Origin of the sequence: Pararhodobacter aggregans, from assembly GCF_003075525.1 — a bacterium.
Lineage (GTDB): Bacteria > Pseudomonadota > Alphaproteobacteria > Rhodobacterales > Rhodobacteraceae > Pararhodobacter > Pararhodobacter aggregans.
In genome coordinates, this window is record NZ_QDDR01000005.1 from 246816 (window position 1) to 262866 (window position 16051).

Below are 16051 nucleotides of genomic sequence, written 5' to 3' on the forward strand. Positions count from 1 at the left end.
CTCACTCCGTCACGAAGAGGGCGTCGAGCGCGACCGCGCCCTCCGCATGGACAACCAGCGGGTTGATATCGACCTCGAGGATCTGCGGATTGGCCCGCATCAGCGCGCCGAGCCGCACCGCCACCTCGGCCACCGCATCGACATCGCGCGCGGGCTGGCCGCGGAACGGGCCGAGGAGACGGGCGGATTTCAGGGACAGGATCTCGGCCTTGGCGCGGGCGAGGCTGACATCGGCGGGCATCAGGCGGGAATCGCGCAGCACCTCGATCCAGACGCCGCCAAGGCCCACCAGCACCATCGGCCCCCAGTTCGGATCGCGCTTGGCGCCGATCACCAGTTCGAGGCCGGGGGCCACCATCTCCTCGACCAGCACGCCGTCCAGCGTCAGGCCGGGAGCGGCGGCGGCGATATTGGCCTGAAGGCGGTCCCACCCGGCCCTGAGCGAGGCCTCGTCCTTCAAGCCCACGATGACCCCGCCCGCGTCGCTCTTGTGGCTCAGCTTGGCGGCCTGCGCCTTCAGCACCAGCGGGTAGCCGATGCGCGCCGCAATCGCGACGGCCTCGTCGGCGGTCTTGGCCATGCCGCCCTTCGGGACCGAGAGGCCCAGATCGGCCAGCACCTGCTTGCCGAGATATTCCACCACCGCGCCACCCCTGGGCAGGTCCAGCGTCGGGGCGCTGCGCGTGTCGCGATCCTCGGCCGCGACGCGGGCGGCGGCGTAATCCGCGACCAGCTTCATCGCCCGCATGGCCCGTTCGGGCGAGCGGAAGAAGGGGATGCCGCAGGCGCGTACCTTCTCCACGAAGGCGGGCGCCAGCGGGTAATCGTCACCGATCAGACAGAAGACGATGGGTTTGCCCGCGGTCTGATAGACCGGCAGCAGGTAGTCGATCTTCTTCTCCTGCATGGCGGGCGAGCCGCCGGCATGGACGCTGAGGATGATGCCGACGCCCGGGTCCTTCAGCATCGCCGTGGCCGAGGTGCCGTAGATCCCGGGATTGGCAAAGCCCGTGGTGCCGATGTCGAAGGGGTTGTCGACATGGACGTAAGGCGGGACCTGTTCGGTCAGTTCGGCCGTGACCTCGGGCGAGAGCTGGGCGATGGGCAGGCCGATCGTCTCGCCGAAATCGAAGGCAAGGCCGCGGATGGCGCCCGAATTGGTGACGATGCCCGCAGCCCCCGGGGCGGGGGCGGGGAAGCGGGCGAGGATGGCGCAGGTGTCGAACATCTCGTCCAGCGTCGGCACGCAGACCACAGCCTCGGCCCGGGCAGCCGCCAGCATCAGCGCGTGATCGCCCGCGAGCGCCCCGGTGTGGGACTCCGCCGCCTTGCGCCCCCGTTCCGAGGAACCCGGGTGCAGCATGACGATGGGTTTGCCCAAGCCCCGGGCGCGCGCGGCCAGCGTCAGGAACCGCGCCGGGTCGCGCAGCTGTTCGACATAGACGGCGATGACGGCGATTTTCGCGTCATCGAGCGCGTGGTCGATGAAATCCTCGGCGCTGAGCAGCGCCTCGTTGCCGGTGGCCACGACATGCGAGATGGCGACCGAGCGGGCCTGCAGCGCGAAACGGATATTGGCCGCCGTGGCGCCGGATTGGGCGATGATGGCGACGCGGGCGCCGTCGCCCACGTCATGCCGGGCGACAGGCTCGAAGGTCATCGGCACGCCGGCGACGAAATTGGTGTAGCCCATGCAGTTCGGACCCAGCAGCGCCACGCCCGCGTCCGAACAAAGCTGCGCCAGCTCCTCCTGCGCGCGGCGGCCGTCGTCCGAGGCCTCGGCAAAGCCCGAGGTGAAGATGACGATGGCGCCGACGCCCTGCGCGATGCAGGCCACGACCGAGTCGCGGATCGCCTTGAAGGGCACGATCAGCACGGCCACGTCCACGCCCCTCGGCAGGTCGGCCACCGATTTGACGCAGGGCCGCCCGTTGATCTCGTCGCGCGAGCGGCTGACGAGGTGGATGTCGCCCTTGAAGCCGAAAAGCTCGAGGTTCGACAAAACCCCGCCGCCCACCGAGTCGCGTTCCGGCGTCGCACCCAGGATCGCCACCGAGCGCGGGTTGAGCAGGCGCTCCACCGCGCCGCGCGCGCTGCCCTCCGGCTTTGCAGTTTCGCCCATCATGCCCCTCCCTCAAGTCCCGGTTTTCGGTCCGGCGAGAACTGGGTATCAGGGAGCCGTATATCTGTCAACGCGCCCCCTGATCCCCGCTCGCCCCGTCCTCAGCCGCGGCCGAGGAAGGGCATGGTCACCGGCAGGATCGTGCCCTCGTAGAGGTTCACGTCATCGGGCAGCGAGGCCATCAGCACCACGACCCGCGCCACGTCCGAGGCCGCCATGGTGCCCGGGCGAGGCTGGTCGGTGATGCCCGGCACCAGCGAGCTGACGGTCGAGCCCGGGTGGACCATCGACACGGCGATGCCATGCGGACGGCCATCCAGCGCCAGCGAATGCGTCAGCCCCTCAAGCCCGAACTTGGTCGCGGCATAGGCGGCGGTATCCGGGCGCGGCACCTTGGCCGAGATCGAGCCCACGTTGATGACCCGCCCGCCGCCCGCCGGGATCATGGCGCGGAACGCCGCCCGCGCGCCGAGGAAGACCGAGGTGAGGTTGATCGCCACCACCTCGGACCAGCGGTCGAGGGTCAGGTCGACGGTCGGCGTGTGATCGGCGATGCCGGCGTTGTTGACCACCAGCCGCGGCGGGCCGAAGGCCGCCTCGCAGGCGGCAAAGAGCGCCTCGACCTGGCCCTCATCCGTCATGTCGGTGGGCACGGCCAGCGCGGTGCCGCCCTTGGCCTCGATCCCGGCCACGAGCGCAGCCAGCTTGTCGGCGCTGCGCGCGGCGACGACGACCTTGGCGCCCTCGGCCGCCAGAGCCTCGGCAATGGCCAGCCCGATGCCCGAACTGGCCCCGGTCACGATGGCGATACGATCCTTCAGCAGCATGTCTTCCTCCCAGAGTGTCGATGTTCCGGCCCCGACCCGGTGGCCAGAATCAGCCCCCGGATCGCGACAATCCTCCTGCGGTTGAGCGCCGGTCCCCGAGGTCCCCGCCGAGCGCGGCGATCTGCCCGCAAGATCGGCCCCGCAGGGCCTGTCATCCGACATCGTATAAATTCATGTGACAGAGTTGAAGCGATATTCGGGAGCCGAATATACAAAAAAATTATGATAATACAGATATTTGCGAGACGCTTACGTGAACGTCAGGCTTGATCTCGACGCGAATCACCACGAAAATACCTGTTGACTGCAAGGGCCCGTGCCGCATGAATGAGGGCAGGAAGCGGTCGCCCGACCGGGTTCCCGTTCGGATCGTACCCCGGCAAAAGGCGGGTCCGCTCCGACGAAATCCGGGTGCGACTGCCGCCGACACCGCGCGTGCCTCAGGGAGATTGGGAGGATTGACCCTATGATGGACCTGCTTAAGACCACCCGCCGCCAGCTGTTGTCGCTGGTCGGCGCCGCGGCCATGACCGCGGCCGTTTCGGCCCCGGCGCTGGCCCAGACCGGCGATTTTCCGAACCGGCCGATCACCTTCATCTGCGCCTTCCCGGCCGGGAGCGGTGCCGACACGCTGGTTCGCTATTTCGCCAACGCGATCCAGGAAGCCACCGGCCACACCATCATCGTCGACAACAAGCCGGGCGCGGCGGGGACGATCTCGGCCGAGTTCGTGGCGCGCTCGGATCCCGACGGCTATACCGTCTATGTCCATTCGGGCTTTTCCACCGCCGTGAACTATTCGCTGTGGAACAACCCGGCCATCGACCCGCGCACCGACCTGCGCGGCGTCGCCGGGATCAACGAACAGCCGTTCTTCATCGTCGTCGGCGTCGAGTCGACCATCCAGTCGATCGAGGAGCTGAACGCCTATCTGCTGGCCGAGGGCGAGAACGCGACCTATGGCACCTCGGCCACCTCGGGGCGGCTGCTGGCGGCGCAATACCTGTCCGAACTCGGCGCCACCCCGACCGAGGTGCCCTATCGCACCGGGATCGAGATGGTGCCGGACGTGGTCAACCTGGCCGTCGACTTCGCCGTGACCGATCCGGTCACCGCCATGGTGCAGGCCCGCGAAGGCCGGGTGCGGGTGCTTGCCACCGGCTCGGGCTCGCGGATGGACATCGCCCCTGATGTGCCCTCGCTGACCGAATACGGCATGACCGTAGATCAGGTCGGCGTCTGGGCCGCCTGGGTTCCGGCCGGCACGCCCGACGATGTCGTCGCCACCCTGGCCGAGATGTTCGGCACGGTGATGGCCGAGCAGGGCACGCAGGACTTCCTGCGAACGATGGGCGGCGTTCCGTGGATCGCCACGCCCGAGGAAGTGGACCAGCGGATGCGGGAGAACGTCGAGCAGGGCGCCTTCCTCGTCGATCTGGCGCAACTTCCGCGCAACTGACCGGGGCGCGCGTGATCGCGCCACCTGCACGAACCGGGCGTCGGGGGGCAGGGCTCTCCGACGCTCTTGCATGAGGGGCCCGACGCCAGGGTCCAAGGCACACGGGAGGTGCTTTTGAGCAGAATAAAGGCAGTCGACATCCTGGCAGGGGGATTCGTCGTACTCATCGGCGTCCTTGCCATCGTTGAATCGACCAGTTTCGACATGGGCACATCGCGCCGCATCGGCCCGGGATACTTCCCGTTCTACGTCGGCGTGTTGATGGTCCTCCTCGGCCTCGTCATCGCGGTCGAGAACCTCTGGACCCGGACCGCCAGCGATTTCGGCTGGAGCTTGCCGCCGATGCGCTCGCCCTTCCTGATCCTGGCCGCCGTCGCGGCTTTCGCGGTGATGATCGAACGCTTCGGCATGTTCCCGTCGATCTTCGTCGCCGTCTTCCTCGGCTCGCTGGCCGATACCAACACCTCGATCTGGCAGAAGCTGACGATCTCGGTCGCCGTCCCCGCCGTCTGCGTCGCCATCTTCAAATACGGGCTTTCGCTCAACGTCGATGTCATCCGGTGGCGCCCATGAGCGATTTTGCCTCCAACCTCGCGCTCGGCTTCTCGGTCGCCTTCTCGTGGCAGGCCATGTGGTACTGCTTCGTCGGTGTGACGCTGGGCACCTTCATCGGTGTCCTGCCCGGCATCGGCGCGCTGGCCGCCATCGCCCTTCTGCTGCCGCTCACCTTCGGCATGGAACCGGCGCATGCGCTCATCATGCTGGCGGGGATCTATTACGGGTCGAACTACGGCGGCTCGACCGCCTCGATCCTGCTGAACCTGCCCGGCACGCCCTCGTCTGCGGTGACCTGTATCGAGGGTTACCCGATGTCGCAGCAGGGCCGGGCCGGCGTCGCGCTGTTCATGACTGCCATCGCGTCCTTCATCGGCTCGATCTGCGGCATGCTGATCATGGCGATCTTCTCGCCACCCATCGCCGCACTGGCTTTCAGCTTCTCGGCGCCCGAGTTCTTCTCGCTGATGGTGCTGGGCATGGTGGCGGCCTCGACGCTCGCCTCGGGCTCGCCCATCAAGGGGCTGGCGATGATCGGGCTGGGGCTGATCCTGGGCATGGTCGGGCGCGACCTCTATTCCGGGCTGCTGCGCTTTTCCTACGGTGTCGACCAGCTGTACGAGGGCCTGCCGCTGGTCGCCGTGGCACTCGGCATCTTCGGCCTGCCCGAAGTCATCAAGAACGCGGGCCAGATCACCGGCCGCACGGTCGAGGCGCGCTCGATCTCCTTCGCGTCCATGTGGCCGACGCGCGACGACTGGCGCCGCAGCTGGGGCGCGATGTTCCGGGGCACCGGGCTGGGGTCGTTCTTCGGCGCGCTGCCGGGCACCGGAGGGTTGCTGGCCAGCTTCATGTCCTACGCCACCGAGCGCCGTGTCGCCAAGGACCCGTCGCGCTTCGGCAAGGGCGCCATCGAGGGCATCGCCGGGCCTGAGGCCGCCAACAACGCCGCCGTGCAGACCGCCTTCATCCCGACGCTGACCCTGGGCATCCCGGGCGATATCGTCATGGCGATCATGCTGGGGGCGCTGACCATCCACGGCATCCAGCCCGGCGTTTCGGTCATCAACAACCACCCCGACCTGTTCTGGGGCCTGCTGGTGAGCTTCCTCTTCGGCAACCTGATGCTGCTGATCCTCAACATCCCGCTGATCGGGCTCTGGGTGCGGATCCTGGCGATCCCGTATTGGGTGCTCTACCCGTTCATCATCGCCTTCATCTGCATCGGCGTTTACAGCGTCTCGAACTCGGTCGTGGACCTCTATGTGCTGATGTTCTTCGGTGTCCTCGGCATCCTGATGAACATCCTGCGGTTCGAGCCGGCGCCGCTGGTGCTGGGCCTGATCCTGGGGCCGATGCTGGAAGAGAACCTGCGCCGCTCGCTGACCCTTTACCGCGGCAGCTATACGGTGTTCCTGACCCGGCCGATCTCGGCGCTGTTCATCGGCATCGCGGTGCTGATCCTGGCCTGGACCATCTACGGCATGTTCCGCGCCCGGGCCCGCCGCCGCGCCGCGCTGGCCGCGGGCGGCGAGTGACCGGAGCCCGATGAACGACGAAAGGGCGGCAGGGTGATCCTGCCGCCCTTTCCTTTTGGCCCCCCGGGCGAGCGGCACGGAAAAAGGGCGGCCGGATCACTCCGCCGCCCGTCGTTCTTGCCGCGATGGCGCGTTCAGTCGCCGCTGCGGTCGTAGGCGCCCAGACCCGGGCGATAGCGCTTTTCGTCGATGAACTGGCTCATGCCCTTGGCCGCGCCCTGCGTCCGGTCGCGGAAGGTGGTCGAATCCGCCTTGGCCATCAGATATTCCAGCGCCTGATCCCAGCCCATCTGCCGCACATGGTGATAGGCGGTCTTGGCGCCGCGCAGGACGTGCTGGTTCTTGGCCTTGAGGGTCTGCGCCAGCTTGGTGACCTCGGCATGCAGCTGGTCGGCGGGCACCGCCTTGTTCACCAGCTTCATCTCGGCGGCCTGTCTGCCGTCGAAGGTCTCGCCGGTCATGATGTAATACATCGCGTCGCGCTGGCTCATGACCATGGACACCGATTTGGTGACGATGCCCGCGGGGATGATGCCCCAGTTGATTTCCGACAGGCCGAAGGTCGCGTCCTCGGCGGCAATCGCCAGATCGCAGCCGATCAGCACCTGGAACGCCCCGCCGAAGCACCAGCCGTTCACCGCGGCGATGGTCGGCTTGCGGTAGAACATGGTCCGGCGCCATTGCCAGGCGGCGTTCATCGCGAACAGCTTGTCGCGCTCATGCGGCGGCCAGGCCTCGGTCTCGCGGAAATACTCCTTGAGGTCCTGCCCGGCCGAGAAGGCGTTGCCCGCGCCGGTGATGACGATCACCTCGGCCTCGTCCATGCCCTCAAGCGCGTCCATGACCGCCGTCATCTCATAGACGATCCCGGGGTTGATGGCGTTGCGCTTGTCGGGGCGGTTGAGGGTGACCCAGGCCACGCCGTCCTCGATGGCGAGGGTGACATTCTCCCCCCAGCCCTTGCCCGCACCATCGTGACTCATTGTCAGACTCCCTGAGTTCCACTACGCTTTGAAGGAGACCATATCAGGGTGCCTTATACTGTCAATGTCCGAAAACACCGCTTTGTCCGACCTCCGTCCCCGGCTGATCTATCTGGTCAACAACATCAACCTGCTGACCCGCAAATCGCTGGACGAGCGCCTGAAGGCGCACCAGCTGGGCGGGCTGCAATACACGATCCTGACGCTGGTCCGGGACCGCGAGGGGATTTCCTCGGCCGAATTGTCGCGCCGGTTCTTCGTCACGCCGCAGACGATGAACGAAAGCGTCACCGCGCTGGAACGCCGGGGCCTCATCACCCGCTCGGAGAGCGAGGCGAACAAGCGCATCCTCTGCGCCCGGATCACCGACGAGGGCCGCGCCCTGCTGGCGCAATGCGACGCCATCGCCAACGAGGTCGAGGCCGAGGTCTTCGGCGGTCTGCCCCCGGGCGATCTGAAGGCCCTGCACCGGATCCTGCGCGACCAGCTGCACCGGATGATGCAGCAGGTCTGAGGGACCGGCTCAGGCCGGGATCGGCAACCGCGTCGCGTCGTATTCGAACAGCCAGTCGTAGCGCAGGCGCACCTTGTCGGGCTGCCATTCGCTTTCGACATAGCGCGGCGCCTCGACGGGATCGGCCAGCACCGGGTTGTGGAACCGGTGCAGGTTGGCCTCCGAGCCCTTGACGATCGCCGCCGTCCGCTCGCTGCGCAGCCCTTCATAGGTCATCAGCGCCCCGGCCGGATCCTGCTGGTTCTCGTCCAGACAGCGGGCCAGGATATAGCCGTCCTCGATGGCCATGATCGCGCCCTGCGCCAGGAAGGGCAGGGTCGGGTGGCAGGCGTCGCCCAGAAGCGTGACGCGGCCCTGCGTCCAGTGCGGCAGCGGGTCGCGCGCCGCCAAGGCCCAGCGAAAGGGCGTGCCCATCACGTCGATCACCGCATGGATCAACGGGTTCCAGCCGGCGAAATCGGCCTTGCATTCCGCGGTGCTGCCCGCCGCGGTCCAGCTTTCACTGGTCCATTCGCGGTTTTCCACCAGCCCCACGAAATTCATCAGCCGGTTGCCGCTGATCGGATAGGTGATGACATGGCCGCCCGGGCCGATCCAGTTGGTGCCCACGGGGCGTTGCAGTTCGGCCGGAAGCGCCTCCATCGGGGCCAGCCCGCGCCAGGCCATCAGCCCGGTGAAGCGCGCCTGCGGCGATTGCCACATCTGCGAGCGCATCCGCGAATGCACCCCGTCCGCGCCGACCAGCAGATCGCCCCGCGCCCGCCGCCCGTCGGCCATCAGCAGCGTGACGCCGCTCTCGTCCTGTTCGAACCCCGTGGCCTGCGCGCCGGTAACCACCGCGCCGGGCTTCAACGCCAGAACCGCCTCGGTCAGCACCCGGTGCAATTCGCCCCGATGCGCCATCCAATAGGGGGCCCCGAAGCGAGCGATGCTGTCCGCGCCAAGGTCGAAGAGCTTCCAGCTCTGCCCGGTGTTCCACAGCCGCACCTCCTTGGCCGCGGCCTCGCAGATCACCGGCTTCAGCGCCTCTTCCAGCCCCATCTCGATCAGCACCCGCGTGCCGTTCGCCGCCAGTTGCAGACCCGCGCCCAGTTCCTTCAACTCGGGCGCCTGTTCGAAGACCGTCACGTCATGGCCGCGCTGCAAGAGCGCCAGCGCCGCGGTCATGCCGCCGATGCCGCCGCCCGCGATCAGTACCTTCGCCTTGGCCATCTCAGCCCTCCAGCTTGCGGGCGGCGCACCATTCGGCCACCGCGTCGATACAGGCCGCCAGCAATTCCGGCTGGCCCAGGTAGTAATGCGTCGCGCCCTGCAGCTCGACATAGGTCTTGTCCGGCGTCGCCAGCGCGTCGCGGATCGCCGGGTTATGCGTGGCGGGCACCGCATCGTCGGCGGTGTTGACGATCTGCAGGACCGGCGCGCGGGTGATCCTCGCCGCGTTCATCGGGCCCTTGGCGTTGGACAGGTCATAGCTCCACTGGCTGAGCCAGGACCTGAGCGAGGTGTACCGCGCCAGCCCCACCGGCCCCACGTTCACCGTCAGCGGATGGCCCATATAGGTCCATTCCGGCCGCCGCCCGTTCGGGTCCAGCGTCGGGTCCAGCCAGCGGGGATCGCACATCGTCCGGTGGACGACGAAGGCGCGCTCGACCTCGGGCGTGCCGCGGGCTTTCAGGTCATGCAGCAGCGTCAGCGCCCAGTCGGTGATCCGCCGGTTCCGGGCCCGCTGCGCCTCGCGGAAGCGGGCGACGAAGGCCGGGTCATAGGGCGGCTGATGCGGGCAATCGGGGCTGTAGATGTCGAGATCGGGGTCGCGGCGGTCGGGGTCCGTCTCGTCCAGGACCGAGGGGTCCAGCCATTCGGTCAGCGTCTCGGCCCGGCTGAGATGCGCGGCGATGAAGATCACGCCATCGGCCGGGATCAGCCCCGCCGCGGTCAGATCCACCGGGTCGCCCGCGGGGGTATGGGTGATGGTCGGGTTCTCGGCCTGCGCCTGGTAGAAGAGCGACAGCGACCCGCCGCCCGACCAGCCGACCAGCACCACCGTCTCATAGCCCAGGGTTTCGCGGGCGTGGCGGATCCAGGCGCCGAGGTCCAGCGCCACCTTCTCCATGATGAGCGCGGCATCGTTGCGGGCATAGCGGCTGGCGGCGCAAAGGACATGGAACCCCCGGTCGGCCAGCGCCATCGGCATCGGCAGCAGCTGCAGGGTCGAGGTCGGGTGCATGAAGACGAAGACCGTCGTCGAGGGGCGCCCGCCCTTCAATAGCTGCCCCTCAAGGTTCACCATCCCCGAGTTTCCGGCAAAGCCGTAAACCTCGGTCGCTTTGACCTGTTCGGCGAAGGAGACAATCTGCAAATGCCGCTGCCACGGGGTTTTCTGCCGCATTTTCAGTGTCTTTCCGTCTCTCTTCCAGGGAATCCGCCGGGGCCGGGGAATTTGCTTTTGTCAAACGTGGTTCAATTATTCCGAATATCTGGCCCGCGTCAACCATTTCGCGGGCATGAAAAAGGCCGCCCCCGGGGCGGCCTTTCGCGGGAAGGGCGGGGGTCAGGCCTTGGCCAGCAGCTTGGCCTTCTTGGCGCCCCAGGCCTTGAGCACGTCATGCGCCTCGCGCGCCTGCTCCTCCAGATAGCCGGGCTCGTCGACCCGGGCGGTCACCTCCAGCCGCAGCCCGTTCGGGTCGAAGAAATAGATCGACTTGATGAAATGGTGGTCGACCACCGGCGTGACGCTGACGCCCGCCGCCTTCAGCCGCTCGCCCATCGCCTCGACCTCGGCCACGCTCGCCACTTCGACGGCGAAATGCATGACCCAGCCGGGGGTGTTGGGCGAGGGTTCCGGCATCTGGTTCTCGCCCAGGTCGAAGAAGGCGATGTAGGAGCCGTCGCCCATCTCGAAGAAGAAATGGGCATAGGGTTTTTCCTCGCCGGTCGAGGGCACCTTGTCCGACATCATGCAGGCCACCAGCGGCAGGCCCAGAATGTCTTCGTAGAACTTGCGGGTCTCCTCGCCGTCGCGGCAGGGGAACGAGTAATGGTAAAGACCCTTGATCTTGGGCGGTTGCATGGGATCCTCCTCAGCTTGCCTTGACAGGATGGCACGCGGGCGCGCAGTCTGGCGTCCCCATCAAGGGGGGACAAGAATGATGCCCGAGGCTCTGGCCGATCTGATCCTGACGCTGGGCGAGCCGGGCTTCGGCCCGGCTCTGATGCGCTTTCTCGGGCGCGAATGCGGGGCGGATCTGTGCTCGGTCTTCGTCATCGAGGGCGACAGCGCCCGGGTGCTGGTCGCCGAAAGCGCCGATCCCGAGGCCAGCGCCTTTGCCCGCATCGCCTCGTTGCGCTATGCGCAGCGCTACTGGCGGCGCGACACGTCAGCGGTGACGGCGCTGGGCCGGGCGCATCGGGCGATGCAGGTCCTGAAGCGCCCGGCGCAGGGAATCCGCGACATCGATTACCGCCACGAATGCTATACCGAGGGCGCGGTGCTGGAGCGGTTGTCGCTCTATCGCGCGGGCGCGCCGGGGATCATCGCCAACGCCTATCGCGCGCGCGACACCGGCCCCTTTCCGCCCGCCGCGCTGCGCGCCTTCGCCGCGCGGGCGCCGGTCCTGCACGCGGCCTTGCTGCGGCACGCGCGGCTGGTGCCCGTGGCGGCGCCCGCCGATCCGCTGGCGGGTCTGAGCCCGCGTGAGGCGCAGGTGGCGCGCCTGACGGCCGCAGGCGAAGACCAGCCGCGCATCGCCCAGGCCCTGGGCCTCGCGCCCCATTCCGTCATCACCTACCGTCGCCGCGCCTATGCCAAGCTGGGTGTCGCCGATCGCCACCAGCTGCGGCGGCTGCTGGAGACAGGAGCCGGGTGACGATCCGCCGCGCGTCTCGACGGAGGTTGTGCCGCTCACGCTCTCCCACGGGCCTGTCTGGCTGACCGACCTGACGCTGTGCCGAGGAGGCGCCCTCGGGTGGGAAAGTCGTGACCCCTGCCGCCATGGGGGGGCGGGACAAATGTGTGGCGCTCCGGTCGCCTCCGCGCTCACCGGGCCAGGACCTGAGCGCAAGGCCGCCCCTCAGCCCATCCCGCGCGCCCGAACTCTCCCGATGTGGCGTCAAAACAACGTAACGCCCCCTGCGGGTGTCGGCCGCGCCGAGGGGCGGGGTGGCGGTGGGGCGGCGATGGCGGGCTCCACCGTGCCGGTGACATGCACGACCCGCGCCTTGCCGGTCGCCGGATGGAAATTCACCCGCCGCGCCTCGGCCCCGCCGAGGTCACGGCCGACCACCGGGAATTCCTCGGCCGCGAGGTAGCGCAGGGCGAATTCCACGTTCCGGGGCCCGATATCGGCGAAACGGCCGCTCATCCGGCTGCCGCCAAAGACCTTCGCCTGAAGCCGCGCCCGTGAGGCGCCGCGCTTGAGCATGTTGTTGATCAGCAGTTCCATTGCGTTGGCGCCGTATTTCAGGCTGGTTGCCTCGCCCTCGGAGGCATCGGCAAGCAGGTAATGGTTCATCCCGCCGATCCCGAAATTGGGATCGAACAGGCAGACCGACACGCAGGAGCCAAGGACCGTCGACAGAACCACATCGGGATCGTCGGAAACCAGGAATTCGCCGCGGATCACCGGCACGACATGCGTGCTGTACCCCTCCGGCCAGGAGTGTTTCGACGGGCTCACGCGCGTATCCTCTGTGTTGCCTTCAACAGCGCCGGCCCGATCGCCGACAGCGGCAGTTCCTGATCCACGGCGTCGAGGTCGCGCGCGGCGCCCGGCATGCCATAGACGACCGAGGTCGCGCGATCCTGTCCGATGGTGCGGGCGCCCGCCTGGCGCAGGGCCAGGAGTCCCTCGGCCCCGTCGCGCCCCATGCCGGTCAGCAGCGCCGCCGTCACCCGCCGCGCCACCGGCACGGCAGAATGAAAAAGCGCGTCGACCGAGGGGCGATGCCCGCTCAGCCGATCCCCGGCCTTCAGGCGGCACCGCAGGGACGTGGCATTCTCCAATACCAGATGGGCCTCGGCGCCGGGGGCAATCAGGATGCGGCCGAAAGCCGGGACTTCGCCCTCGGCGGCCTCGCGCACATCGGGGACGACATTGCGGTCGAGAAGCCGCGCCAGCCCCGCGCTGTAGGCGGCACCCGTGTGCTGGACCACCAGGGTCGGCGGGCAATCGGCCGGAAAGCTGCCGAGAACCCGCAGCAAGGCATCGACGCCGCCGGTCGACGAGCCGATCAGGATCAGCCGGTCCGCCCCCGAGGGATCCACCGCGCGCAACAGACCAGCGCCTGCGGCCGGGGGCGGCAGCCGGCCGCCGACCAGGCAGCGGCGCAGTCCTTCGGCCAGGGTTGCGTCGTCTCCCTCGGGGTCGAGGCCGGGCGCACCCGGGCGCGCCGCCAGTGCCGTCCAGCGCACCGACAGGGTGCGGAACAGGATCTCCATCATCTCGAATTCGGGCCTGCGGGTCAGCTCCTCGGCCAGGAGGGCCAGAGTCGGTGGCCGGTGTTCGACGGCGTTGAAAGTCTCGGTCAGGTCGCTGCACAGGTCGCTGATGGTCACGTCGGCCAGTGCGGCCAGCCGCTCGGCAAGGCGACGGCGTCGGGTCTTGTCAGGATCTGCCACCAGGATGCGCATCAATACCCCCCTTCAAGGATCCAGCAGGATCAGAAGTCCTGCCAGCGTGCAGTGTTGGCCGCGATCGGAAAGGCGGGGGGCAGCTCGTCCGCCGCCCTTTCGGCAAAGGCCTGCTCCAGGTCCAGGTCCGCGGCCGGGCGGGGCGTCAGCTCGGCCAGCGGCGTGGTATCGAGGTGAACGGGCTGCTGCCCCCCCTCGGCGGGGTTGCGGACCCGGAAGCGCGCCACGACCTGGCTGAGCGACAGCGATTCGTTCTTCAGCGTCACCGAGGCGGCCGTGACCTGCTCGACCATCGCGGCGTTCTGCTGCGTCACCTGGTCGAGCTGCGACACGCCCACATTGATCTCCTGCAGGCCCGAGCTCTGTTCGCGGGCGCCATTGGCGATGCCGCCGATCAGCTGGTCGATATTGCCGACGCGCTGGATGATCATGGTCAGCGTCTCGCCGGCTCGACCGACCAGGCCGACCCCCGTCTCGACCTGTTCGGTCGAGCCGGTGATCAGGATCTTGATCTGCTTGGCCGCTTCCGACGAGCGCTGGGCGAGCGCCCGCACTTCGGAGGCGACGACCGCGAAGCCGCGTCCGGCATCGCCCGCGCGGGCCGCCTCGACCCCCGCGTTCAGCGCCAGAAGGTTGGTCTGGAAGGCGATATCGTCGATCACGCCGATGATCTGCGAGATCTCGGTCGAGGATTTGCGGATCAGCGACATGGCGGCGACCGCTTCCGAGACGACCTGGCCGCTCTTCTCGGCCTCCTTCCGGGCATCGGCGACCACGGTTTCGACCTCCGAGGCCGATTCGGCGGCGGCCCGCACGCTGGCGGTCAGTTCGTCCAGCGCGGCGGCCGTTTCCTCGAGCGTCGCCGCCTGGGTTTCCGTGCGGTGCGACAGGTCGTCGGAGGAGGCGCTGATCTCCTCGGCGCGGGAGCGGATCTCGCTGGCATTGGCGGCGATGGTCCGCATCAGCGTTTCCATCGTGTCCACCGTCGCGTTGAAATCGGTGCGCAGCTTCTCGTAACCCGCGGAATAGGGGTCATCGAGGCGCATATCGAGATGCCCGCTGGCCAGATCGCGCAGGCCGCGGCCCAGATCGGCAACCACCCGGGATTGTTCGGCGCGGCCCCGTTCCTGGGCCTGCGCCGCTTCCTCGGCCGCGGACAGCGACTGGCGGAACAGGTCGAGACCCCGGAACAGGCCGCCGATTTCGTCCCGACGCGCGGTGCCGGTGATGGCCAGGTCGTAACGCTTGTCGACCAGCGCCTGCATCGACAGGGAAAAACTCCCCAGCGGCCGGGTGATCGAGCGGGCTACGGCCCAGCCGATGGCCAGGGACAGCAGCACGCCGATCGCCACGACGATCATGGCGCGCTGATTGAAATCGGTGAGGGCCGCAAAGGCATCGGCCTGGTCAAGTTCGACCACCGCGCTCCATTGGTTGCCATGCGCCGAGAAGGGATGGACGGCGACGACGGCCGCGGCACCGTGAATACCCGTCGCTTCGTCGAATTCCGCCGTCTCGCCGGCCCGCGCGGCGGTGACCTGCGGCAGATCGGGCAGCGCGCCGAACATCGCGAAGGCATCGCCGATGCGGCTGGCATTGCGGGAGGTACCGTCGGGGGCGACGACATAGATCTCGTCCCGGTCGAGCAGATCGGCGGCTTCGAGCGCGGCGCCGATCCCTTCCTCGGACAGTTGGAGCGCCACCACGCCGATCACCGGGTTGCCCGGCACCTCGTGATCGACGATCTGGCGGGCGACAAAGGCGGCCGGGGCGCCGTTGCTGGGCGCGTAGGGCGCGAAATCGCTGAACGAGGTGGTTCCGACCGGCCCCTCCATCGCCGCGCGCCAGACCTGCGCCAGCTCGGTATCGCGCAGCGCGCCTTCGCCAAGGTTGATCGCGAAATCGCTTTCCTTGGAGATGTTGTAGACCACATCCCCCTCGGCGGTGATCAGGAACAGGTCGTAATAGCCGAACCTGTCGCGATGGGCCCGCATATAGGGGTTGAACGCTTCGTGCACCGCATCATAGGCGGGGCGGCTGTTACCGCGATCGTAATCGCCGCGTTGACCGGCTGGCAGGGGATTGCGCTCGACATAGGCGCTGCGCACCTCTTCCTGCCAGCCCGGGGATTGCAGCGCCAGCGCCTCGTTGAAGCGGCGCATCGCGTCGGGGGCGAGATGGCCTTCGCCCAGATCCTCGACCGTGCGGAACATCCGGTTCAGCCAATTGGTATACGCGGTACCGGCATGTTCGGCGAGCATGCGGGCCCGCTGGCCGGTCTGCAATTCCAGCTCGGTGCGGAACAGCGAATGGTAGACCCAGGTCGAGGCGCCGATGCTCAGGACCAGCGCCGTGGCGATCAGCAGCGGCAAACGCAGGGCGATGCGGGATTGAGTGAGGCGTTGGAACATGGCGAAACCTCTG

Annotated in this window: 14 protein-coding genes; 5 read left to right on the forward strand and 9 right to left on the reverse strand. The window is 68.0% G+C overall.

What is annotated here, in order from left to right; genetic code table 11:
• Position 1: 1 nt before the first annotated feature.
• Positions 2-2122, reverse strand: coding sequence for an acetate--CoA ligase family protein (locus DDE23_RS11755; protein ID WP_107754065.1), 2121 nt, complete (start codon positions 2120-2122; stop codon positions 2-4).
• 101 nt (positions 2123-2223) lie between these two features.
• Entirely contained in the window at positions 2224-2949 is a 726-nt protein-coding gene (locus tag DDE23_RS11760) for an SDR family oxidoreductase (protein WP_107753961.1), read from the reverse strand.
• Positions 2950-3415: 466 nt separating this feature from the next.
• On the opposite strand from DDE23_RS11760, the gene DDE23_RS11765 reads away from it, so the two are divergent.
• The 3 genes from DDE23_RS11765 (at position 3416) to DDE23_RS11775 (ending at position 6501) form a co-directional block, all read left to right on the forward strand.
• Positions 3416-4408, forward strand: coding sequence for a Bug family tripartite tricarboxylate transporter substrate binding protein (locus DDE23_RS11765; protein ID WP_107753963.1), 993 nt, complete (start codon positions 3416-3418; stop codon positions 4406-4408).
• A gap of 114 nt (positions 4409-4522) precedes the next feature.
• On the forward strand, positions 4523-4981 hold the full coding sequence (locus DDE23_RS11770; RefSeq protein WP_157958012.1) for a tripartite tricarboxylate transporter TctB family protein: 459 nt from the start codon (positions 4523-4525) through the stop codon (positions 4979-4981).
• Positions 4978-6501: a tripartite tricarboxylate transporter permease gene (locus DDE23_RS11775; RefSeq protein ID WP_107753967.1), complete on the forward strand. Its 1524-nt coding sequence runs from the start codon at positions 4978-4980 to the stop codon at positions 6499-6501. The genes DDE23_RS11770 and DDE23_RS11775 overlap by 4 nt, the downstream gene beginning before the upstream one ends.
• Positions 6502-6635: 134 nt before the next feature.
• Here the strand turns inward: DDE23_RS11775 and DDE23_RS11780 are convergent, their stop codons facing one another.
• A complete protein-coding gene (locus DDE23_RS11780; RefSeq protein WP_107753969.1) occupies positions 6636-7484 on the reverse strand; it encodes a p-hydroxycinnamoyl CoA hydratase/lyase in 849 nt (282 codons plus the stop codon).
• A gap of 82 nt (positions 7485-7566) precedes the next feature.
• Between DDE23_RS11780 and DDE23_RS11785 the strand changes: the two genes are divergently transcribed.
• Positions 7567-7998 carry a MarR family winged helix-turn-helix transcriptional regulator gene (locus tag DDE23_RS11785; RefSeq protein WP_238149965.1) on the forward strand — a complete coding sequence of 144 codons (432 nt, stop codon included), beginning with the start codon at positions 7567-7569 and terminating at the stop codon, positions 7996-7998.
• 9 nt (positions 7999-8007) lie between these two features.
• Here the strand turns inward: DDE23_RS11785 and DDE23_RS11790 are convergent, their stop codons facing one another.
• From DDE23_RS11790 to DDE23_RS11800, 3 genes are all read right to left on the reverse strand, one after another.
• Positions 8008-9210, reverse strand: a complete 1203-nt coding sequence (locus DDE23_RS11790; protein ID WP_107753973.1) for an FAD-dependent monooxygenase — start codon at positions 9208-9210, stop codon at positions 8008-8010.
• A gap of 1 nt (position 9211) precedes the next feature.
• Positions 9212-10387: an alpha/beta hydrolase gene (locus tag DDE23_RS11795; RefSeq protein ID WP_107753975.1), complete on the reverse strand. Its 1176-nt coding sequence runs from the start codon at positions 10385-10387 to the stop codon at positions 9212-9214.
• A 162-nt stretch (positions 10388-10549) separates the two neighbouring features.
• Positions 10550-11068, reverse strand: coding sequence for a VOC family protein (locus DDE23_RS11800; RefSeq protein WP_107753977.1), 519 nt, complete (start codon positions 11066-11068; stop codon positions 10550-10552).
• 76 nt (positions 11069-11144) lie between these two features.
• Here DDE23_RS11800 and DDE23_RS11805 point away from each other — a divergent pair, with 76 nt between their 5' ends.
• Positions 11145-11864 carry a helix-turn-helix transcriptional regulator gene (locus tag DDE23_RS11805; RefSeq protein ID WP_157958013.1) on the forward strand — a complete coding sequence of 240 codons (720 nt, stop codon included), beginning with the start codon at positions 11145-11147 and terminating at the stop codon, positions 11862-11864.
• Between the two features lie 243 nt (positions 11865-12107).
• Here DDE23_RS11805 and DDE23_RS11810 read toward each other — a convergent pair whose 3' ends face one another.
• Genes DDE23_RS11810 through DDE23_RS11820 form a run of 3 tightly spaced genes read right to left on the reverse strand, consistent with a single transcriptional unit; the run spans position 12108 to position 16038 of the window.
• Positions 12108-12674, reverse strand: coding sequence for a chemotaxis protein CheD (locus DDE23_RS11810; protein ID WP_107753981.1), 567 nt, complete (start codon positions 12672-12674; stop codon positions 12108-12110).
• Positions 12671-13627 (reverse strand): CheB methylesterase domain-containing protein, encoded by a 957-nt coding sequence (locus DDE23_RS11815; protein WP_107753983.1) that lies wholly within the window; start codon positions 13625-13627, stop codon positions 12671-12673. The genes DDE23_RS11810 and DDE23_RS11815 overlap by 4 nt, the downstream gene beginning before the upstream one ends.
• A gap of 29 nt (positions 13628-13656) precedes the next feature.
• Positions 13657-16038 carry a methyl-accepting chemotaxis protein gene (locus DDE23_RS11820; RefSeq protein ID WP_107753985.1) on the reverse strand — a complete coding sequence of 794 codons (2382 nt, stop codon included), beginning with the start codon at positions 16036-16038 and terminating at the stop codon, positions 13657-13659.
• Positions 16039-16051: the final 13 nt, after the last annotated feature.

Excerpts from the sequence above, each read along its gene's own strand:
- DDE23_RS11755 (WP_107754065.1), bottom strand. The coding sequence starts at position 2,122 with ATGGGCGAAACTGCAAAGCCGGAGGGCAGCGCGCGCGGCGCGGTGGAG.
- DDE23_RS11760 (WP_107753961.1), bottom strand. The coding sequence starts at position 2,949 with ATGCTGCTGAAGGATCGTATCGCCATCGTGACCGGGGCCAGTTCGGGC.
- DDE23_RS11765 (WP_107753963.1), top strand. The coding sequence starts at position 3,416 with ATGATGGACCTGCTTAAGACCACCCGCCGCCAGCTGTTGTCGCTGGTC.
- DDE23_RS11775 (WP_107753967.1), top strand. The coding sequence starts at position 4,978 with ATGAGCGATTTTGCCTCCAACCTCGCGCTCGGCTTCTCGGTCGCCTTC.
- DDE23_RS11780 (WP_107753969.1), bottom strand. The coding sequence starts at position 7,484 with ATGAGTCACGATGGTGCGGGCAAGGGCTGGGGGGAGAATGTCACCCTC.
- DDE23_RS11790 (WP_107753973.1), bottom strand. The coding sequence starts at position 9,210 with ATGGCCAAGGCGAAGGTACTGATCGCGGGCGGCGGCATCGGCGGCATG.
- DDE23_RS11795 (WP_107753975.1), bottom strand. The coding sequence starts at position 10,387 with ATGCGGCAGAAAACCCCGTGGCAGCGGCATTTGCAGATTGTCTCCTTC.
- DDE23_RS11800 (WP_107753977.1), bottom strand. The coding sequence starts at position 11,068 with ATGCAACCGCCCAAGATCAAGGGTCTTTACCATTACTCGTTCCCCTGC.
- DDE23_RS11805 (WP_157958013.1), top strand. The coding sequence starts at position 11,145 with ATGATGCCCGAGGCTCTGGCCGATCTGATCCTGACGCTGGGCGAGCCG.
- DDE23_RS11815 (WP_107753983.1), bottom strand. The coding sequence starts at position 13,627 with ATGCGCATCCTGGTGGCAGATCCTGACAAGACCCGACGCCGTCGCCTT.
- DDE23_RS11820 (WP_107753985.1), bottom strand. The coding sequence starts at position 16,038 with ATGTTCCAACGCCTCACTCAATCCCGCATCGCCCTGCGTTTGCCGCTG.